The 19,083-nt window shown below is 63.1% G+C and carries 18 protein-coding genes; 8 read left to right on the forward strand and 10 right to left on the reverse strand.

Features of this window, described 5'->3' with window-relative positions; translation table 11 throughout:
• Positions 1 to 806: 806 nt before the first annotated feature.
• Complete coding sequence (locus AC5ZGW_RS28760; RefSeq protein WP_028164381.1) at positions 807 to 1,934, forward strand: hypothetical protein; 1,128 nt, start codon at positions 807 to 809, stop codon at positions 1,932 to 1,934.
• 116 nt (positions 1,935 to 2,050) lie between these two features.
• Here the strand turns inward: AC5ZGW_RS28760 and AC5ZGW_RS28765 are convergent, their stop codons facing one another.
• From AC5ZGW_RS28765 to AC5ZGW_RS28790, 6 genes are read right to left on the reverse strand one after another with little or no spacing between them, the layout of a single operon-like run.
• Positions 2,051 to 2,551 (reverse strand): nucleoside deaminase, encoded by a 501-nt coding sequence (locus AC5ZGW_RS28765; RefSeq protein ID WP_130225455.1) that lies wholly within the window; start codon positions 2,549 to 2,551, stop codon positions 2,051 to 2,053.
• Positions 2,551 to 4,083, reverse strand: a complete 1,533-nt coding sequence (locus tag AC5ZGW_RS28770; RefSeq protein WP_130225456.1) for an ABC transporter ATP-binding protein — start codon at positions 4,081 to 4,083, stop codon at positions 2,551 to 2,553. The genes AC5ZGW_RS28765 and AC5ZGW_RS28770 overlap by 1 nt, the downstream gene beginning before the upstream one ends.
• On the reverse strand, positions 4,080 to 4,763 hold the full coding sequence (biuH, locus tag AC5ZGW_RS28775; RefSeq protein ID WP_028164378.1) for a biuret amidohydrolase: 684 nt from the start codon (positions 4,761 to 4,763) through the stop codon (positions 4,080 to 4,082). Before biuH ends, AC5ZGW_RS28770 begins: the two co-directional genes overlap by 4 nt.
• Positions 4,764 to 4,780: 17 nt before the next feature.
• Positions 4,781 to 5,707, reverse strand: coding sequence for an ABC transporter permease (locus AC5ZGW_RS28780; RefSeq protein ID WP_028164377.1), 927 nt, complete (start codon positions 5,705 to 5,707; stop codon positions 4,781 to 4,783).
• Position 5,708: 1 nt separating this feature from the next.
• The gene (locus AC5ZGW_RS28785; protein ID WP_130225457.1) at positions 5,709 to 6,827 is read right to left on the reverse strand and encodes an ABC transporter permease; all 1,119 of its coding nucleotides are present in this window, start codon (positions 6,825 to 6,827) and stop codon (positions 5,709 to 5,711) included.
• Positions 6,824 to 7,933, reverse strand: a complete 1,110-nt coding sequence (locus AC5ZGW_RS28790; RefSeq protein ID WP_028164375.1) for a BMP family ABC transporter substrate-binding protein — start codon at positions 7,931 to 7,933, stop codon at positions 6,824 to 6,826. The genes AC5ZGW_RS28785 and AC5ZGW_RS28790 overlap by 4 nt, the downstream gene beginning before the upstream one ends.
• A 330-nt stretch (positions 7,934 to 8,263) precedes the next feature.
• Between AC5ZGW_RS28790 and AC5ZGW_RS28795 the strand changes: the two genes are divergently transcribed.
• Complete coding sequence (locus tag AC5ZGW_RS28795) at positions 8,264 to 9,532, forward strand: allantoate amidohydrolase (protein WP_130225458.1); 1,269 nt, start codon at positions 8,264 to 8,266, stop codon at positions 9,530 to 9,532.
• A 139-nt stretch (positions 9,533 to 9,671) separates the two neighbouring features.
• Here the strand turns inward: AC5ZGW_RS28795 and AC5ZGW_RS28800 are convergent, their stop codons facing one another.
• From AC5ZGW_RS28800 to AC5ZGW_RS28815, 4 genes are all read right to left on the reverse strand, one after another.
• Positions 9,672 to 10,685, reverse strand: coding sequence for a formamidase (locus tag AC5ZGW_RS28800; RefSeq protein WP_130225459.1), 1,014 nt, complete (start codon positions 10,683 to 10,685; stop codon positions 9,672 to 9,674).
• Positions 10,686 to 10,760: 75 nt separating this feature from the next.
• Positions 10,761 to 11,426 (reverse strand): flavin reductase family protein, encoded by a 666-nt coding sequence (locus tag AC5ZGW_RS28805; RefSeq protein ID WP_130225460.1) that lies wholly within the window; start codon positions 11,424 to 11,426, stop codon positions 10,761 to 10,763.
• A 3-nt stretch (positions 11,427 to 11,429) separates the two neighbouring features.
• Positions 11,430 to 12,362, reverse strand: coding sequence for a DUF1989 domain-containing protein (locus tag AC5ZGW_RS28810; RefSeq protein WP_130225461.1), 933 nt, complete (start codon positions 12,360 to 12,362; stop codon positions 11,430 to 11,432).
• A complete protein-coding gene (locus AC5ZGW_RS28815; RefSeq protein WP_155255219.1) occupies positions 12,359 to 12,523 on the reverse strand; it encodes a hypothetical protein in 165 nt (54 codons plus the stop codon). Before AC5ZGW_RS28815 ends, AC5ZGW_RS28810 begins: the two co-directional genes overlap by 4 nt.
• A gap of 241 nt (positions 12,524 to 12,764) precedes the next feature.
• On the opposite strand from AC5ZGW_RS28815, the gene AC5ZGW_RS28820 reads away from it, so the two are divergent.
• The 6 genes from AC5ZGW_RS28820 to AC5ZGW_RS28845 all read left to right on the forward strand — a co-directional run bounded on the left by AC5ZGW_RS28820 (position 12,765) and on the right by AC5ZGW_RS28845 (position 18,982).
• On the forward strand, positions 12,765 to 13,517 hold the full coding sequence (locus AC5ZGW_RS28820; protein ID WP_130225462.1) for a GntR family transcriptional regulator: 753 nt from the start codon (positions 12,765 to 12,767) through the stop codon (positions 13,515 to 13,517).
• A gap of 70 nt (positions 13,518 to 13,587) precedes the next feature.
• Entirely contained in the window at positions 13,588 to 14,688 is a 1,101-nt protein-coding gene (locus AC5ZGW_RS28825) for a BMP family ABC transporter substrate-binding protein (protein ID WP_130225463.1), read from the forward strand.
• 204 nt (positions 14,689 to 14,892) lie between these two features.
• Positions 14,893 to 15,111: a hypothetical protein gene (locus AC5ZGW_RS28830; protein ID WP_130225464.1), complete on the forward strand. Its 219-nt coding sequence runs from the start codon at positions 14,893 to 14,895 to the stop codon at positions 15,109 to 15,111.
• Between the two features lie 225 nt (positions 15,112 to 15,336).
• Positions 15,337 to 16,374, forward strand: a complete 1,038-nt coding sequence (locus AC5ZGW_RS28835) for a YeiH family protein (RefSeq protein WP_130225496.1) — start codon at positions 15,337 to 15,339, stop codon at positions 16,372 to 16,374.
• 237 nt (positions 16,375 to 16,611) lie between these two features.
• On the forward strand, positions 16,612 to 17,313 hold the full coding sequence (locus AC5ZGW_RS28840; RefSeq protein WP_130225465.1) for a cysteine hydrolase family protein: 702 nt from the start codon (positions 16,612 to 16,614) through the stop codon (positions 17,311 to 17,313).
• 10 nt (positions 17,314 to 17,323) lie between these two features.
• The gene (locus AC5ZGW_RS28845) at positions 17,324 to 18,982 is read left to right on the forward strand and encodes a regulator (protein ID WP_130225466.1); all 1,659 of its coding nucleotides are present in this window, start codon (positions 17,324 to 17,326) and stop codon (positions 18,980 to 18,982) included.
• Positions 18,983 to 19,083: the final 101 nt, after the last annotated feature.

Raw genomic sequence — 19,083 nt, forward strand, 5'->3', positions numbered from 1 at the left:
GTGCTTTTTGTTGCACGGGACCCACGGGTGCAACCAGCACCCGGCTTTCCCTGCGCCCTCTGATCTCGAGGAGGGTGGAACAAGACGCAAAGCTCGGGCGTAACGCGCCGCGAGAATGCGGACTCACATCCGCCGTTTGAATCCAACGTAGGATGGGTAGAGCGAAGCGAAACCCATCATTGGTGCCGCTTGCTCCATCGCGACGGGTTTCGGTTCGCTCTACCCATCCTACGCGGCCGCTGTTTGAAATTTGAATCAGATCTATCCCCGTCGTCCCGGGACACATAACCACAGGCCTTGTTGTGTGCTCCGCTACAACTGCTTGCCCTTGCCACAACACCTCCCTGTGGTTATGGGCCCCGCGTTTCGCGGGGATGACACTGAGAACGATGCGAGCCACTTCGGCTTCGCAACGACTGCATTCCATCGCCTGTTGCATATTTACGACGGTCGAGACAATTCGAGTCCGTCCAAGCAGTGCTGACAAAAAGTTGAGCAGCGAAGTTTCGACTGCGTACGATGACGCGTGGTGATCGTGCAGCGTCGCAAGGCGCTGCGCTCAAAGGTCGCAGAAAACCAATAGAAATAGGCAAAAGCGGAAAATGCGCGCCACGCGCGGAGGTTGCTTGTGGGTTTTCGCCTCGCCGCTGGCCACTCCTTAAAACACTGACGTTGCAGTCGTTACGTGCCGAAACTTGCAGCACGCAGTGGAAAAACTTGAGGCTTCTCACTTCGGGGGAACGGCGCAAGGGTCGTTGCGAAGGGCCTCGAACTTTCGCACGTCAACTTTGGGGGTACATACAAATATGTTCAGTCTTCGCCGAACTCTGGTAGCCGCGGCACTGTCACTGGCCACCCTTGCGCCCGCCGGCTTCGCCAGTGCGGCCGACTTGGCAGTCAAAGCGCCGAAGCCCGCGCCTGAATTGCCGTTCTTTCTGCTGGTCGATAACCGCGTAACCTTCTCCTGGATGCCCAAGGGCACCGATCCCGGTGTATTCTCGATTCGGCCGGACGGCTCAATCAATGGCACGACCGCCAAGCAGGTCTATTCGTTCACCCATTTCGACATCTGGACCTACGGCACCAACTTCTTCACGATCTCGATGTTCAAGTCGGGTCAAAACGATCCGGCCTCGCCGTGCTCCAATGCCGGCGTGCTGATCACTGGCGCGCCCGGCAATTGCGCCGGCGCCACCGAAATCTACGGTCTGTTCCGCTCGACCTTCGGCTTCAACCAGATCTTCAACACCAAGGCCTTCAACGTCGGACCGCTCACCAACGTCTCCTTCGAAGTCGGTATGGACGCCAACAGCGAGAACAACTTCCTCGCCCCGGCCAAGCGACAGGTCGTCGCCGGTCTGCAGTTCGAATTCGCGCTGCCTTATAAGGGCTATTTCAACGTGTCGCCGTTGGCGTCCTGGGAGTTTTCCAACCACAACGCCTTCAACCAGTGCGGATTGTTCGGTCCCGGCATTCCGTATCCGGCCCCCGGCGCCACCTGTCTTCCGGACGGCAACACCAGCTTCAATCCGACCTGGGCGGTCGAAACCAACTACTATATGGACCTCGGCTTCCTGCCGGAGAACATGCAGTTCTGGTCGATCAGCGGCCGCGCTGCCTGGTACGGCAAGAAGGGTGACCAGAACAATCCGCTGGTTGGCTTCGGCACCGGTCCGTTCAGCACCGGCACCGCCGTTGAGTTCAACAGCGAGCCGATCCGTCTGACCTTCGACGCCAGCAAGGCGGTCTGGGGACCGAAGTACACGCACTTCGTCGATCTCTGGGTTGCCTACCGCTACTGGCAGAACAAGTTCGGCCTCGACCACAACGCTGCTCCCGGCGTCTGCACCCTCACCAACGCAGCCGGCGTGACGGTCAGCACCAATAGCTGCACCGAATCGACTGTCTATGGCGGTATCACCGTGAAGTTCTAACCAACCTGACCCGTTCTCCAGGTGAACTGGGCGCCGCGATGAACCCGCGGCGCCATTTTTTTCTCAGACGCGCGTTGATGGGACGCAGCCCAGGTCAGAGGCGACAGTTCTTCGCGCTATTTCCGCCAGAGGCCGGCGTGGAGCTCGGCAGCCTCATCCTCGATCAGCGGCCCCACGACGTCGGTCGGTCGCTGCCCGGTGCGGAACACTTCACGGCAGGGCAGGTCGAGCGTCGGGTTCTCCGGATGGTTGCCGGTGATCTCGCGCAGGCGATGTTCGCTTAACGCATAGACCAGGCGGCCGATGCCGGCCCAGTAGATCGCGCCGGAGCACATCGCGCAAGGCTCCGCGGACGAATAGAGCGTGGCGTGCTTGAGGACCTCAGGCGGCAAGCTCGTGCAGGCCCTGGTCGCGAGCAAGCGCTCTGCATGCGCGGTGCCGTCACGGGACGGCATATAGCCGTTCTCCATCTCCATCAGCACGGTGCGATTGCGGTCGACCAGCACCGAGCCGAACGGATGGTTGCCGTGAGCGACGGAGCGCCGGGCGACGTCGAAGGACCGTCGCAGGAAATGCAGGTCGGCCTCGTCCTGGGTGAGCGCGGAAATGTCCGTCATCAATGTCCTGCCATATGCCGCCCGATCTCGGTGAGATCGGCTTCGCTGGCGCGGGCCTCGTGGACGAACTCACCGTGGAACATCACGACCAGACGGTCGGAAAGTTCGAGCAGTTCGTCAAGGTCTTCGCTGACGAGAAGCACAGCAGCACCGCGGTTGCGCGCAGCCATGATCTCGGCGTGGATCTGCGCCACCGCGGCGAAATCGAGCCCGAAGCAGGGATTGGCCGCGATCAGCACCTCGACCTCGCCGCCAAGCTCGCGCGCCAGCACCGCGCGCTGCACGTTGCCGCCCGAGAGCGCGGCAATCGGCGTGTCCGGCGTGCGGGTCTTGATCTTGTAGAGGCCGATCTTGCGTTCGGCGTTCCTGCGAAACGCCGCGCCGCTCAGCCACCAGCCGCCCTTGGCGAACGGCGCGCGGTCGAATTCGCGGAGGGCGATGTTGTCGGCCACGCTCATGCCGCCGACACAGGCGTTCTTGAGCGGCTCTTCCGGCAAGAGCGACATCTTGTGTCGGCGCATCTCCTCGCGCGTCGCCGAATAGCGCTCGCCGCGGATGCGGATGTCACCGCTCTCGGCATCGCGCTGACCGGCGAGAACTTCGACGAGCTGCCGCTGGCCGTTGCCGGAGACGCCGGCGATGCCCACGATCTCGCCGCCACGGACCGTGAGCGAGACGTTGCGGACGGCGACCGCGCCGGCATCGTCGAGCGCGGTGAGCCTGTCGAGCTCGAGCCGCGCCTCGCCGACGTCGCCGACGCGGGCTGGCTGCACGGTCAATTGCTCGGCGCCGATCATCGTGCGCGCCATGTCATCCGGCGTGAGTTCGGCGACGCGGCCCTGGCCGGCGAGCTTCCCGCGGCGCAGGATGGTCACCTCGTCGGCAAAGGCCATCACCTCGCGGAACTTGTGCGTGATCATCAGGATGGTCAATTCCCCGGCCACGACCATCGCGCGCAACATGCCCAAGACCTCGTCGGCCTCGCCCGGCGTCAGCACCGAGGTCGGTTCGTCCAGGATCAGGAAGCGCCGCTTCAGGTAAAGCTGCTTGAGGATCTCGCACTTCTGCCGCTCGCCGGCCGAGATGTCGGAGACCTTGGCGTTGAGCGGCACCTTGAATGGCATCCGTGCCAGGAACGCTTCGAGCTCCTTCTTCTCTCTGCTCCAGTCCACCACGGCCGGGACGTCGTCGCGCGCCAGCACCAGGTTCTCCGCGACCGTCATCGCCGGCACTAGCGTGAAATGCTGGTAGACCATGCCGAGCCCGAACGCGTGCGCGTCCTTCGGGTTGCCGATCTTCTGCTCACGCCCGCCGATCAGGATGTCGCCTTGGGTGGCGTGGTAATAGCCCATGATGCACTTCACCAGCGTGCTCTTTCCGGCACCGTTCTCGCCGAGCAGCGCATGGAAAGAGCCGGGACGCACCTTCAGCTCGGCATTGTCGAGCGCCAGGAAATCGCCGAACCGCATCGTCATGGCGACGGCGTCGACGCCGAAAGCGCCACTTGGCGGGGGTGCCTCGCCGATGATCACGAGATCGCTCCGATCAGGTCGGCGGATTTCGCCACCGCGCCGAACACGCCGCCCTGCATCTTGATCATCTTCAGTGCATGGTCGTGATTGCCCTTGTCGGTCGCGCCGCAGCAATCCTCGATCAGCACGCATTCGAAGCCGCGGTCGTTGGCCTCGCGCATCGTGGTGTGGACGCACACGTCGGTGGTGATGCCGGTCAGCACGATGTTCTCGATGCCGCGCAGGCGCAGCATCAGCTCCAGGTCGGTCGCGCAGAACGAGCCCTTGCCGGGCTTGTCGATGATCGGCTCACTGGGCAGGGGGCTGAGATCGGGGATGATCTCCCAGCCGGGCTCGCCGCGCACCAGGATGCGGCCGCAGGGACCGGGATCGCCGATGCCGGCGCCGATCTGGCGCGAGCGCCAGCGCTTGTTGGCGGGAAGGTCGGCGAGATCGGGGCGGTGGCCCTCGCGGGTGTGGATGATGTGATAGCCCTGGCTCCGCATCACCGCGAGCAGGCGCTTGATCGGTTCGATCGGCGCCCGCGTCAGCGACAGGTCGTAGCCCATCTTGTCGACATAGCCGCCGACGCCGCAGAAGTCGGTCTGCATGTCGATGATGATGAGCGCGGTGTTTTCCGGGCGCAGATCGCCATTGTAAGGCCAGGCATAGGGCTCGGACTTAATATAGCGCTCGGGCATTCGCGACCTCGTGCGTGTTATCGGGTGATGGAAAGCTCGGCCGGCGCACCGGTCAGCGTGCGCTTCGGCGAGCAGGTGATGATCATGATCGCGAGCGTCAGGATGTACGGCGCGGCATTGAACAGGTGATAGCCCGAGGTGACGCCGACCGATTGCAGCGCCGGTCCCAGCGCCGCGGCGCCGCCGAAGGCGAGGGAGGCCCACAGGCAGAGCAGGGGATCCCAGCGCGCGAAGATCACGAGCGCGACCGCGGTGATGCCCTGGCCCGAGGAAAGGCCCTCGTTCCAGCTACCGGGGTAGAACAGCGACAGGAACGATCCGCCGATCCCGGCGAGGAAGCCGCCGACCATGGTGGCGCGCAGCCGGATCAGCAGCACGGAATGGCCCATCGCCCGCGCCGCATCCGAGCTTTCGCCAGCGGTGCGGATCAGGAGGCCCCAGCGCGTGGTCTTGAACGCCCAATAGAGGATGGGGGCGATCGCAACCCCGATCAGGAACAGCACGTTGATGCGGAGCGCGGCGCGAACCTGCGGAATGTCGCTCCACCAGCCGAAATCGATCGCGGGCAGCCGCGGCGCGGTCGGCTCGATTAGCGGCTTGCCGAGGAAGAAGGCGAGCCCGATGCCGAACAGCATCAGCGCGATGCCGACCGCGACGTCGTTCACGCGCGGCAATGAGCAGATGCCGGCATGCAGTGCGCCGAGCAGCGCGCCGGTGATGCCGGCGGCGAGCACGCCCAGCCAGGGCGAGCCGGTGAGATAGGAGATGCCATAGGCGCTCATCGCGCCCATCACCAGTGTGCCCTCGAGCCCGAGATTGATGCGGCCGCTGCGTTCGGTGATGCATTCCCCTAGGCTGACGAACAGGAACGGCGTCGAGACGCGGATGGCGCCGCCGAGCACGGCGAGCGGGACGGTCCACAGTCCGATCGAACTGTCAGCCATGTCAGGACTTTCCTTTCAGGAAGCCGATGCGTCCGTACAGCGCGTCGCTCGCCAGTACGAACACGAAGATGATGCCCTGCAGCACCAGCACGGACGCGTCGGGCAATCCGAGCCGCCGCTGCAACAGACCGCCACTGGCGCTGATGCCGCCGAGCAGGATCGCGACCGGAATGACTGCGAGCGGATTCTGCCGCGCGAGGAAGGCGACCAGGATCCCGGTGAAGCCGTAACCCGCGGCGAGATTGGCGTTGGTGCGGCCCTGGACGGCCGCGACCTCGATCATGCCGGCAAGGCCCGCGCAGGCGCCGGCGAGAAAGCAGATCGTCATGATCAATTTGCCGACGCCGAGTCCGACGATCTTCGCCGCGCGGATATTGCCGCCGGCGACGCGGGCGGCGAAGCCGAAGGTGGTGTGATAGATCAGGATGTAGGCAGCGATCGCGCAGACCAGGCCGAACACCAGGCCCCAATGCACGTCGGTGCCGGGGATGGTACCGATCATGTTGGCGGCGCCGATCTCGCGCGTCGACGGCTTGTTGAGACTGGCGGGATCGCGCATCACGCCTTCGACGAGATGGTTGAGGATCGCGAGCGCGATATAAACCAGCAAGAGGCTCGAGATCGTCTCGTTCACGCCGCGATATTGCCGGAGCGCGCCTGACAGCGTGATCCACAATCCGCCGCCGATCACGCCGGCAACGACCATCGCGATCTGCACCACCAGCGGCGGCGCCCATTGCATCGCGAGCGCGGTGCTGGTCGCCGTGAGTGCGCCGATCAGCAGCGCGCCTTCGCCGCCAATGATCACCATGCCGAGCTGCGCGGGCAGCGCCGTGCAGAGTGCGGTGAGGATCAACGGCGCGGCGCGGGTCAGCGTATTCTGCCAGGAAAACCAGGTGCCGAACGCGCCCTGGTACATGTAGAAATAGAGATCGAGCGGGTTTTTGCCGTAGAGCGCGACGAACGCGCCGAAGGTCGCGAGCGCGCCGATCAGGGCGGCGCCCGGGATCAGGATGTACTCGATGGCGGCGCCGTAGCGCTGCAGGAAACCGGGATCGGCGGCCGGGGCGACCCCGACCGCCTCGACTGCCTCGGCCGAGTCAGCCGTGTCTGTCGTCACGAAGTCGCTCCGATCACGCCTTCGATCAGATAATCCATCTTCTCGAGCTCGGGATCCTTCTGGCCGCGGTCGACGCCGGATGCGATCACCGTCTTGCCTTTGTTGTCGAGGATCGGTCCCTTGAAGATGGTGTATTCGCCGGCGATGAGCTTTGCCTTCATCTCGTCGGCATGCTTGCGCGCTTCGGCCGAGACGGCTTCGCCATAGGGCGAGCATTTGACGATCTCTTCCTTCAGGCCGCCGCGATAGAAGTTCGGGATCGATTCGCCCGACGTGATCATCTTCAGGAATTTCGGATAGAGCGCTTCCCAGTTCCATTCGGCGCCGGTGAGATAGGCCTTTGGCGCGAGCGGGGACTGGTTGACGTGGTAGCCGCAGACGAATGCGCCGCGGCGCGCGGCGTTCTCGACCATGGTCTTGGGACCGTCGACGTGGCAGGTCAGCACGTCGACGCCCTGGTCGATCAGGCTGTTGGTGGCTTCGGCTTCCTTGACCGGCATCGACCAGTCGCCGGTGAAGATCACCTGCGTCGTTGCCTTCGGATTGGCGAGCTTGGCGCCGAGCGTGAACGCGTTGATGTTGCGCAGCACCTGGGGGATCGGCTTGGCCGCGACGAAGCCGAGCTTGCCGCTCTTGGTCGAATAGCCCGCGACGATGCCGGAAATGAACTGCGCCTCGTCGATATAGCCGAAATAGCTGCCGGCGTTCTTCGGGTCCTTCTCGGTCCACAAGCCGCCGCAATGCTCGAAGCGGATCTTCGGATATTTGTTCGCTATCTTGATCATGTGCGGATTGAAATATCCGAACGAGGTCGGGAACAGCAGCGTGGAGCCGTCGAGATTGATCATGGACTCCATGGTCTTCTCGACCGCATCGGTCTCGGGCACCTTCTCTTCCTCGACCACCTTGATGCCGGGCAGTTTCTTGAGCGCCGCCGCGCCCTGCGCGTGCGCCTGGTTGTAGCCGTAGTCGTCGCGCGACCCGACATAGATGAAGCCGATGGTGGTCTCGGCCGCGTGCGCCGCGCGGGCACCGATCGTGCCGCCCAGCGCCAGCGCGGCGCCGCCTTGCAATAAATGTCGTCGTGAAATCCTGCTGAAATCCATTGCCTGCTCCCCTGGGGCGGTCCGGCCGCCGGTCGTTTCGCGTCCGCGCCAACGGCGGAGCTCAGACGGGATGTCGCAAGCTTCGTGCCAGAGCCTATCTGGCGGGCATAAACTACCAATCTATTGAAATAACTTTGGTATTATTCGATGCCATATTCCGCTCAAACTTTGAGCGACGGTGCGTCAGCCTAATTATTGAGCGTTGCCAGATAATTGTATGCAAGGCCGGTGAGCACCATTTGGGGCGTTGAACATGCGCCAAGGCGCTGGCATTGAACTTGTATCGATCCCGACGACGCGGGGATCGAAGCGGCCTTTCACTGGAAAAGCATGAGCAAGACAGACGCGGCGGGAGCCGGGACCAGACCAACCTTGCTTGGCGAGGAGATCGTTGCCCGCATCGACCAGCTTGCGGCGATATCGGAAGCGCCTTCGCATCTGGCGCGCATCTATCTGACGCCCCAGCACCGCAAGGCGGCCGATCTCCTTTTGTCCTGGATGCGTGAGGCCGGGATGAGCGCGCATCTCGACGCGATCGGTAATGTCTGCGGCCGCTATGAGGGGGAAACGCCCGGCCTGGCGTGTCTGATGCTGGGCTCGCATTACGACACGGTGCGCGATGCCGGCAAATGGGACGGGCCGCTCGGCCTGATCACCGCGATCTCCTGTGTCGCCGACCTGAACCGGCGCGGCCGCCGATTGCCGTTCGCGATCGAGGTGACCGGCTTTGCCGACGAGGAAGGCGTCCGCTTCGCCTCGACGCTGCTCGGCAGCCGCGCGGTCGCCGGCACCTTCGACGAAAGCGTACTGAACTCGCGCGACCAGGCCGGCATTTCCATGCGCGAGGCGATGGTCGCGTTCGGGCTCGACCCCGATCACATCGGCGCCGCCGCGCGCGCCCGTCGCGAACTGCTCGGCTATGTCGAACTGCATATCGAGCAGGGGCCGGTGCTGGAGGAGAAGGGGCTGCCGGTCGGCGTGGTGACCGCGATCGCCGGCGCGACGCGGCTTGCGGCAAAGATCACGGGCATGGCCGGCCATGCCGGTACGGTGCCAATGGCGCTCCGGCGCGATGCGCTGGCGGGCGCCGCCGAATGCATCACGGCGATCGAGGAATTCTGCAGGACCGATGATGGCGGCCTCGTCGGCACCGTCGGCTATATCGATGCGTTGCCGGGGGCCACCAACGTGATCCCGGGAAAGGTCTCCTTCACGATCGATATCCGCGCCCCCACCGACATGCATCGCAAACGCGCGGTCGCCGATATCGTTCGTCAAATCGAGGCCATCGCGAAACGCCGCGGACTCGCGCTGCAGCTCGATGTCACCCACGAGAACCGTACCGTGCCCTGCGCGCCTTGGCTGAAAGCGCAGGTGGCGGAGGCGGTCGCCGGCGAGGGATATGCCGTGTTCGAGTTGCCGAGCGGGGCGGGGCATGACGGCATGGCGATGATCGATGTCGCCGATGTCGCGATGCTCTTCGTCCGCTGCCGCGGCGGCATCAGCCATCACCCCGACGAGCATGTCGAGCTTGCCGATGCTGACGCCGGCGCGCGGGTGCTGCTGCGGCTGATCGAGAATTTTCGGCTTGGTCCTTGAGTCACCTCGCCCCGCCCTTGCGGGGAGAGGTCGGCGCGAAGCGCCGGGTGAGGGGAGTCTCCGCGCATTCATCGGCAGTCGAATACGCGGAGGGAGCCCCTCACCCCAACCCTCTCCCCGCAAGAGCGGGGCGAGGGAGTCACTCCGCTGCTTTCGCTGTCTTGCCGAACATCCGCGTCGGCGCGGGGAAGCCGCAGGAGGTGCCGTCGGTGATCTTCACCTGGTCTTCCCACGGCAGTCGGAAGTTACCTGCGACCATGTCCTGCATGAACGTGTAAGGACAATCCATCGCGCCGCCCTTCACCGCGACATAGCCGCGGTGCCAGAGCTGATAGATATTGTTCTCGACGCCCCAGTTGATCCGCGCCTCGCGTACCAGGTCAGGGCGCACCTCGGCGGTGATGATCTCGTCCGCGCGGCCGGTGGTGCCGTGGGCGATGATGGTGCCGTCAAAATTGACGATCATGCCTTCGCCCATGGAATCGAACGAGCCGTCGGAGCCGCACATGCAGACATTGGCTGTTACCATCAGGTTCTGGAACGCGTTGGCCTGATTTGTAAAACGCCAGCTCTCGCGGATCGGGGCGGTGTAGCCGGCGGTACGGATCATGATCTCCGCGCCTTTGTAGGCGCATTCGCGCGCCATCTCGGGGAACATGCCGTCATGGCAGATGATGAGAGCGATCTTGGCGCCCTTCGGTCCCTCGATCACGGGAATGCCGATGTCGCCGGGCTCCCACGGCTCGACCGGAATCCAGGGATGGAATTTGCGATAGTAGAGCTTGATATCGCCGTGATCGTCGATGATCAGGCCTGAATTGTACGGGTTGCCGTCGGGGTTGTACTCCATGATGGAGAAGCAGCCCCAGATTTTGTTGTCGATGCAGGCCCGCTTGAAAGCGGCAACCTCCGGGCCGTCGAGCCGGCACATGATTTCGGGATTGGTGTCCATCGACAGGCCGTGCAGCGAGTATTCCGGAAACACGACGAGATCCATCGTGGACAGATTGCGCCGCGCCTTGCCGACCATCCAGACGATCTTCTCGGTCTGCTTTGCCAGATCGGCTTTGGTCGCCACGACCGGCAATTGCAGTTGAACAAGCCCGATCACGACGCCGTTGGGTGATTTATTGAGGCCGCCAAGTCCGTTCATGTCGAACTCCCTGTTCAGTGCTGGTCGTTTCTGGGATTAAGCGAAGAAAATCCGATTTCTGTTTGCATCGAAAGACTATTTTTCAGGCGCCGCCATTGCCTCGAATTCCTCCATCGTCGGCGTCAGCATCTCGAAGCGGTCGCGGATGGTGGCGCAGGTGTTGCCGCCAAGACGTGCGATCGCGTCGAGTCTGGCCGGATCGATGTGCAGGCGCTCGGCATCGATCACCTCGCGCTGATAATGTGCAAAGACAATCTCGCCGAGAATGATCTGGCGGGATTTTCCCAGTTCCAGCGTGACATGGCGGCGGCATTCGAAGGCAGCGGGCGCTTCCTTGATCCAGGGCGAAGCCACCGCAGTGCCCGGCATCGCTGTCAGCCCTGCGGCTCTGAGTTCATCGCGGCCGGCCGCAAACGGCACTGCGCAGACATGCATCGCTTCCGCAATCGCGTGCGCGACGATGTTAACGGTGAAGACCTCGGTCAGGCGGATGTTGAGCGCGGTGTCCTTGAACGACATGTCGGGATGATTCTCGACCCCGAGCGCGAGGATCGGCGGGTCCGCGGAAAGACAGTTGAAGAAGCTGAACGGCGCGGCGTTGATGCGCCCCATTGGATCGACTGTCGTCACCAGCGCGATCGGCCGCGGCACCACAGTGCCGATCATCAGTTTGTAGCGCTCGCGCGCCGACAATTTGCGGAAGTCGAAGGTGACTTCGTCCGGAGCCGGGATCGCGTCCATCGCTCAGGCCTCGATCGCCGGCGCCCCGGCATGCGCCTGCAGGAAGCGCTCTTCCCACCAGGAGAACAGGATGTCGCGCAACGCCGCCGCGTCGTCATCACCGTAGATGTCGGTGAGTTTGACCGCGTTGAACATCGCGATTTCCTCCGCGGTCAGTGTGATCGGAAGTTCGGTGAGCACGATCGGCGTGTTCGGAAACTCCGGCTTGTAGTCGGGATCCCGCCGCAAGGCGCGGTCGCTCTTGATGATCGGGTTCCTGAAATCCTTGGGCGTTCGCTGGCTCGCGAGCACGGGCGTCTTCGGCACGCTGGCGAGAGCGGCTTCGGTCGCCTCGAACACCGTGAGCTTCAGCGGCTTCAGCGCAAAGTTGCTGGTCTTCATCACGTCGGCGCCGCAGACATTGGGGACCGCCAGCACATCCATCAGTGCCAGCAGGTCGACATAGTCGCCGGGCTTGGTGGTCTGACGGGTCATGTAGGCGTGGCCGTCGGCATCGACGCCGGTGCACATGAACAGGTTGAAGGAATCGTGCACGTCGTCGGGCGTCAGCCCATATTCGCGCTGCGCTTCCGCCTGGATGTCGTGGCAATTGGTGTGCACGGAAAAGCCGTAGGCCGCTTCATAGACATAGGCGCTGCAGCGCGGGAACAGCACGTCGTTGCGGCCGACGGTATCTTCGAGAATGTAGAGCATCGCACGTTCGCGCGGCGGCGCCGACCACATGAAGGTGCCCTTGCTCGGATGGAAGCCGTGCACGGTGCGGGTGCGGCCGCAATGCATGAATTCCTTGTAGTCATGCAGGTTGAAGCAGTTGAAGTCGGCGCACTGGCCGCCTTCGACCTGCTCGATGCGCAGGATCTGCCCCTTCAACAATTCGATCGCCTTGCCGGTGCCCGGCTCGAGTAGCCATTCCGATATGATCTTGCGCGTGGTCATCGCGAGCTTCTCGCGGTCTCGGCCTTCCGGTTGGCGGCGTATTCGCGCAGCGCGAGACGGACCAGCGCCGCGCGATCAGGCGCCACACCCTGCGCGATGGTGCGGTCCATCAGTTCAAGCTGTTGCTGGTTCAATCGTAACTTAACGACTGTTTCCTTCATGGCATTCCCTCCGCAGCGATCCGAGATAGTAAAATCCTGTATACAGAATTACACCCCAACCGGATATCGAGCTGCAGTTATCCTGCGTTTTACCGCGCATTCGAAGCGCAAACTTTGAGCGTCGTGCTGCCGTTTATTGGAGCGCATCGACCAATATTGCCGCATCCTGTGTACGAAATGCCGAACTATCGTATGCGCAATCGCGGACGCATTCTCGTCCGACGGCGCATGCGGATTTCGGATGAGCAAGAAATCGACCCGCGTTGATGTTGCCTGCCAGGCGCTGCGCCAGGCGATCATCGAGCAGGCGTTGCCGCCGGGCACGAAGCTGCCGGAGGACGAGCTCGGTGCTCAGTTTCGTATGAGCCGCACGCTGGTGCGCGCAGCCTTGGCGCAGCTTCAATCGGAAGGTCTGGTCGATGCGCCGCCGCGCCGCACCGCCACCACGGCCAAACCGACGCTGGAGGAGGCGAGGGAGGTCTTCGAGGTCCGCCGCACGCTCGAACGCGAAGTGGTGCGGCTGGTGATCGCGCGCTGGCGGCCGGAATTCGGCGCCGAGCTCGAAGGGCATGTCCGCAAGGAAGAAGCTGCGCGGAAGGCTGGCGAAGCGAGAGTCTCCATCCGTCTTGCGGGCGAATTCCATATCAAGCTTGGCGAGCTCGCAGGCAATAGTCTGTTCCGCCGCTATCTCGGCGAAGTGGTGTCGCGCTGCTCGCTGATCCTCGCGCTGTACGGCCGGCCGCATTCCGCCGACTGCGCCGTCAACGAACATCGCGAAATCGTGGCCGCGCTGCGCAGCCGCAATGCCGAGGCTGCGATCGAGCTGATGGACCATCACCTCGGCGCGGTCGAGCACCGGGCGCTGCTCGATCAGGATCGCGATGCGCAATTCGATCTCGGCGCGGTGCTGACCCGTTACACGGAGACGGCGGAGACCGGCAACGGATCAAAGATCGCGCGGCTGCCGCGGCGAAAGACACGGGCCGCGAAATGACCGGGGACAGGATTTCATCACCAGCGTCACCCAAGCCGCGCCAATGGTTCGGCGATCAAGGAGAGTATCAATGACCACGCCTCCGCTTTCCCGCCGAACCTTTCTCGCTGGCGCAGCCGCAAGTCCTTTCGTTCTTTCCGCGCTCGGCCGGCGGGCGCACGCCGCCGATCTCACGGTCGGCATCATCTATGTCGGCTCGCGCCAGGACTATGGCTGGAACCAGGCCCACGCGGTCGCCGCCAAGGCGCTCAAGGATGTGCCGGGCGTGAAGGTCGTCGAAGAAGAGAACGTGCCGGAGACCGTGGCGGTTGCGAAAACCATGGAGTCGATGATCAACATCGACGGTGCGACGCTGCTGTTTCCGACGTCCTTCGGCTATTTCAATCCGTTCATGATCGATGCGGCGAAGAAATATCCGAAGGTCGAATTTCGCCATCCGACCTCGCTCTGGCAGGCTGACAAGCATCCCGCCAACGCTGGCGGCTATTTCTGCTATCTCGACCAGGGTCATTATGTGAATGGCATTGCCGCCGGCCTATCCACCAAGGCCAACAAGATCGGCTATATCGCGGCAAAGCCGATCCCGCTGGTGCTCCGCAACGTCAACTCGTTCATGCTCGGCGCGCGCAAAGTCAATCCTGATGTCACGGTGCAGCTCATCATCACCGGCGACTGGGCGTTGCCGGTGCGCGAGGCGGAAGCGGCCAACGCGCTGGTCGACGCCGTGCGCGACATCATCGCCTGCCACATCGACAGCCCGAAGGTGGTGATCGAGACCGCCGAGAAGCGCGGCGTGAAGAGCTGCGGCCATAACGCCAACCAGGCGGATCTCGCGCCCAAGGGATTCATCACCGGCGCGGAGCTGAAATGGGAGACGGTCTACAAGAGCTTTGCCGGTATGATCGCCAAGGGCGAGAAGCTGCCGAACATGGTGATCGGCGGCTACGACAAGGACATGGTGGTGAGTTCGCCGTTCGGAGCCGGCTGCAGCGAAGCCGGCCGCAATGCCGCCACCGCCGCAATCGCCGAGTTGAAGGCCGGCAAGCCGATCTTCGTCGCCGGCGTGAAGAGCAATACCGGCAAGGTCATCACCTCCAAGGACACCGGGCTCTATGATCCCTCATTGGAGACGACCGACTATCTGGTCGAGGGAGTTGTCGGTACGGTCTGAGGTCCCTGAGGCCGGCCGTGCTGGCGCAGGCCGGGTAGCTTCGGCGGCCATTTCCGCACGATTTGGAGCTGAGAGGATAAAAATTCTTTCCCGTGGAGGCATCGGGGAACGTACTTCCAAGTCGCTGCCGCAAAAGACATTTCGCTACCATTGCTTCCTGGCTGCAATTGACGACATTTGACGTCGGTTTCAATGGAAGCGGCCATGAGCAATCCCGGATTTGATGCGTTTGGCGAGCCGATGACGGCTGAGAGCGTTCGCACCCCTGGACGTGCGTCCTCCTGGCTGCTGCGTGCCGGCACCAGCGCGTTCTGGCTGCTCGTTGCTGGCATCGTGATCGCCCGCGCCGCCTATTTTGAGGCTGGCGTCTTCAATTTCGACCGCGCCGTTGCCTGGGCGCAGGGCCTGTTCGCGGCCCTCTGATGTTCGATCCGACACTCTCTTTCTTCATCTAGTTCCAGCCGAAATCGCGCGGCCGCCTGCGATAGGCACGGCCAACCGGAAGCGTCCGTCCTGGACTATCTCTTGTCACGGAATATAACTTCTCGTGACTGGGGAAATCGGAGAATATATTAGCCAAAACATCACGGTAGGCGCATAAATTATTCCCCGATAGGGAGTGCCATCGTGGCGGACAATACCAACAACATCAAGAGAACAGCGGGGCGCCCCAGTACCGTCGCCCGCACATTTGGCCTTCTTCCTGGCATCGCGCTGTGCGGCGTGATTACGCTCGTCGCGGTTGGCGTCCAGCACCTGGAGGAATGGGCTTTCGACCATCCCTATGTCGAAGCCCTGGTGATTGCGATCCTCCTGGGAATGGCGATCCGCACCGCCTGGAATCCGTCCGAGCGATGGCGCTCCGGGATCGCCTTCAGCGCCAAGCAACTGCTCGAAGTCGCCGTCGTGCTGCTGGGGGCTTCGATCAGCTTCGCCGCGATCGCGGCGTCCGGCCTGGCGCTGATCGGCGCGATCGCAGCGACAGTGGCGATCATGCTGGCGCTCAGCTTTGGGGTCAGCCGGATGCTGGGCCTGCCGACCAAGCTGTCGATCCTGATTGCCTGCGGCAATTCGATCTGCGGAAATTCGGCGATCGCGGCGGTTGCCCCCGTGATCGATGCCCACAGCGACGACATCGCCTCGTCGATCTCGTTTACGGCTATCCTCGGCGTTTTGATGGTGCTGGGATTGCCCTTGCTGATCCCGCTCCTGGGATTGTCGGCGACGCAATACGGCATCCTGGCCGGACTTACGGTCTATGCCGTTCCCCAGGTGCTTGCGGCGACCGTGCCTGCCGGCATCGTCAGCACACAGATAGGCACGCTGGTGAAATTGGTGCGCGTGCTGATGCTGGGACCCATCGTGATCGGCCTCTCTTTATTCGTTGCCAGCCGCCGCCAGCACGAGAAGGCGGCATCGATCAGTCCGTTCAAGCTGGTGCCCTGGTTCATCATCGGCTTTCTGGTCCTTGCTGCGCTCCGATCGTTCGAACTCGTTCCGGATGCGGTGATCCCTCTGGTGACGAAGACGGCGGTTCTGCTTACCATCCTGTCGATGGCGGCCCTTGGGCTCGGCGTTGATATTCGCGTCATCGCCACCGTGGGAGGACGCGTGACGGCTGCGGTCACGCTGTCGCTGTTGGTACTGCTCGCCATCAGCATCGGGCTCGTCCATCTCTTCAGATGAGAGCATGCGCCCGGCGACGCTTGCGCAAATCGAATGCAAAGAAAAACTCGCTTAATGAATGAGCAGATGCGCGTCGAAAAAGCTTCGCACAGCGAATAAGCAGCGCTTCATCAAACGATCAGTGAATTGAAATCGCAGCGGATTTCGTTCCGGCCGCGCGCGATTTGGAATTGTACACAATGGCACGGCGCTTGCTTAACCCCGCTCAAGAGTTCTCTCGTTCGGGGCACGCGCATCATGGCGAACTCAAGCGATTCAGTGGGGAAGATCGTCGCGGAGCCGGAGCCGATCGCGCTCGACTGGACCAAGACGGCGCTCGTCATCATCGACATGCAGCGCGATTTCATGGAGCCCGGTGGCTTCGGTGAAACGCTCGGCAATGACGTCAGCCAGCTTACGCGCGCCGTGAAGCCGATCGGCTCGGTGCTGTCGGCGGCGCGCGACGCCGGCATGCTGGTGATCCATACCCGCGAGGGACATCTGCCCGATCTTTCCGACGCGCCGCCCGCAAAGGTCGAACGCGGCGCGCCATCCTTGCGCATCGGCGATCCCGGTCCGATGGGCCGCATCCTCATCCGCGGCGAGGCCGGCCACGACATCATTCCCGAGCTTTATCCGCTCGACAGCGAGATCGTGATCGACAAGCCCGGCAAGGGCGCGTTCTACGCCACCGAGATGGGCGATGTGCTGCAGAAATACGGTATCGAGAATCTGCTGGTGTGCGGCGTCACCACTGAAGTGTGCGTCAACACCACCGTGCGCGAGGCCAATGACCGCGGCTATCGCTGCGTCGTCATCTCGGACGGCTGCGCATCCTACTTTCCCGAATTTCACGAGATGGGCCTGAAGATGATCAAGGCCCAGGGCGGCATCTTCGGCTGGGTCGCAAGCTCAGCCGCAGTACTGGAGGCGTTGGAGACTTCGAAAACATTGGCTTAGGAACATTATCATGAGCACCAGCATGACGGGAACGGCCGGCAGGTCCGAGTTCAAGCCGGCACTGTGGACATCGGGCGACTGGAACGCGTTTTTCGGCTTCGGCACCAACATCCTCGTCAACATGCTGGTCCTCACCGGCCTGTTGCGCTTCGTCCTGAAGATGCCGGACTCTCTTGTCTTCGGCCGCATCCTGCCGGCGCTCGGCCTGATGATGTGCCTCTCCACTTTCTATTACGCTTTCCTCGCCTACCGGCTGGCGCAGAGGACCGGCCGCAGCGACGTCTGCGCCTTGCCGTCCGGCATCAGCGTCCCGCATATGTTCATCGTCACCTTTGTGATCATGCTGCCGATCACGCTCAAGACCGGCGATCCCATCAAGGGCTGGTCCGCGGGCCTCGTCTGGGTGTTCTTCCAGAGCTTCATCCTGATGATCGGCGGCTTCATCGCGCCGTACATTCGCAAGATCACGCCGCGCGCGGCGCTGCTCGGGACGCTCGCCGGCGTCTCCGTTACCTTCATCGCGATGCGACCGGCGCTCGAAATGTACATGACGCCGCAGATCGGTCTGATCTGCTTCGCCATCATCCTGGTGAGCTGGTTCGGCGGCGTGAAATATCCGCGCGGCATTCCCGCGGGCCTCGTTGCGATTGCGGTGGGCATGATCATCGCATGGGGCTCGAACCTGTTCGGGTTCGGGCTCGGCGGCCTGAGCCTGAAGGGCGTCGGCGATGCCTTTGCGAATTTCGGTTTCTCGGTGCCGGTCCCGGCCGTAGGCTACGTGTTTTCCGGTTTCGAGTTCTTGGGCATCATCCTCGTCACGGCGATTCCGTTCGGCATCTATGATCTCGTCGAGGCCATGGATAATGTCGAGAGCGCGGAGGCCGCCGGCGACGAATATCCGACCACGCGCGTTTTGACCGCCGACGGCGTCGTCAGCCTTATCGGCTGCCTGATGGGCAATCCCTTCATCAACGCTGTCTATATCGGCCATCCCGGCTGGAAGGCGATGGGCGGACGGATCGGCTATTCGGCCGCGACCGGAGTCATGGTGGTGCTGCTGTCGTGGTTCGGCATCATCTCGGTGTTGCTGGCGCTGGTGCCGGTGGTCGCGATCTCGCCGATCCTGCTCTATATCGGCATGCTGATCGGCGCGCAGGCGTTCCAGACCACGCCGGCGAGGCACGCGCCCGCGATCGTGCTGGCGTTCACGCCGCATCTTGCCGCCTGGGCCAAGCTGCAGATCGACACCATGCTGGCCTCGACCATGACGGCGGCCCAGAGCGTCGGCGGGCTTGCGGCCGACAAGGTGGGCGAGGTCAAGACGGCTGCGATCGCCGCACTGCCGCAACAGGGCGTGATCTATCATGGGCTCGAGGTGATGGGCGGCGGCTCGATCCTTGCCGGCCTCGTGCTCGGCGCCATCGCGGTGTTCATCATCGAACGCGATTTTCTGAAGGCCGCTGCCTTCGCGCTGGCCGGCGCCGTCATGACCTATTTCGGTTTCATGCATGGCGAAGCGGTCGGCATCGGAGGCGGCCTCGGCGTTACGCCCGGCGTGACGCTCGCTTATCTCGTGATGGCGGGTGGGCTGTTCGCGCTCAGCAAATCTGTCGGCAGCGTGGCCTACAGCTCGCATCCGGAGATGCCGATCGCGGCACCTGCGGAGTGAACTCTCAGCCGTCATTGCGAGGAGCGCAAGCGACGAAGCAATCCATGTGTCCGCAAGTGGCGCTATGGATTGCTTCGCTTGGCTCGCAATGACGTGGAGAG

This window comes from Bradyrhizobium sp. Crot121 (genome assembly GCF_059512385.1).

What these genes read in the sequence shown, in the direction of transcription:
- AC5ZGW_RS28760 (WP_028164381.1), top strand. Translation starts at nt 807, where the DNA reads ATGTTCAGTCTTCGCCGAACTCTGGTAGCCGCGGCACTGTCACTGGCC.
- AC5ZGW_RS28765 (WP_130225455.1), bottom strand. Translation starts at nt 2,551, where the DNA reads ATGACGGACATTTCCGCGCTCACCCAGGACGAGGCCGACCTGCATTTC.
- biuH (WP_028164378.1), bottom strand. Translation starts at nt 4,763, where the DNA reads ATGCCCGAGCGCTATATTAAGTCCGAGCCCTATGCCTGGCCTTACAAT.
- AC5ZGW_RS28780 (WP_028164377.1), bottom strand. Translation starts at nt 5,707, where the DNA reads ATGGCTGACAGTTCGATCGGACTGTGGACCGTCCCGCTCGCCGTGCTC.
- AC5ZGW_RS28790 (WP_028164375.1), bottom strand. Translation starts at nt 7,933, where the DNA reads ATGGATTTCAGCAGGATTTCACGACGACATTTATTGCAAGGCGGCGCC.
- AC5ZGW_RS28795 (WP_130225458.1), top strand. Translation starts at nt 8,264, where the DNA reads ATGAGCAAGACAGACGCGGCGGGAGCCGGGACCAGACCAACCTTGCTT.
- AC5ZGW_RS28800 (WP_130225459.1), bottom strand. Translation starts at nt 10,685, where the DNA reads ATGAACGGACTTGGCGGCCTCAATAAATCACCCAACGGCGTCGTGATC.
- AC5ZGW_RS28805 (WP_130225460.1), bottom strand. Translation starts at nt 11,426, where the DNA reads ATGGACGCGATCCCGGCTCCGGACGAAGTCACCTTCGACTTCCGCAAA.
- AC5ZGW_RS28810 (WP_130225461.1), bottom strand. Translation starts at nt 12,362, where the DNA reads ATGACCACGCGCAAGATCATATCGGAATGGCTACTCGAGCCGGGCACC.
- AC5ZGW_RS28815 (WP_155255219.1), bottom strand. Translation starts at nt 12,523, where the DNA reads ATGAAGGAAACAGTCGTTAAGTTACGATTGAACCAGCAACAGCTTGAA.
- AC5ZGW_RS28820 (WP_130225462.1), top strand. Translation starts at nt 12,765, where the DNA reads ATGAGCAAGAAATCGACCCGCGTTGATGTTGCCTGCCAGGCGCTGCGC.
- AC5ZGW_RS28825 (WP_130225463.1), top strand. Translation starts at nt 13,588, where the DNA reads ATGACCACGCCTCCGCTTTCCCGCCGAACCTTTCTCGCTGGCGCAGCC.
- AC5ZGW_RS28830 (WP_130225464.1), top strand. Translation starts at nt 14,893, where the DNA reads ATGAGCAATCCCGGATTTGATGCGTTTGGCGAGCCGATGACGGCTGAG.
- AC5ZGW_RS28840 (WP_130225465.1), top strand. Translation starts at nt 16,612, where the DNA reads ATGGCGAACTCAAGCGATTCAGTGGGGAAGATCGTCGCGGAGCCGGAG.
- AC5ZGW_RS28845 (WP_130225466.1), top strand. Translation starts at nt 17,324, where the DNA reads ATGAGCACCAGCATGACGGGAACGGCCGGCAGGTCCGAGTTCAAGCCG.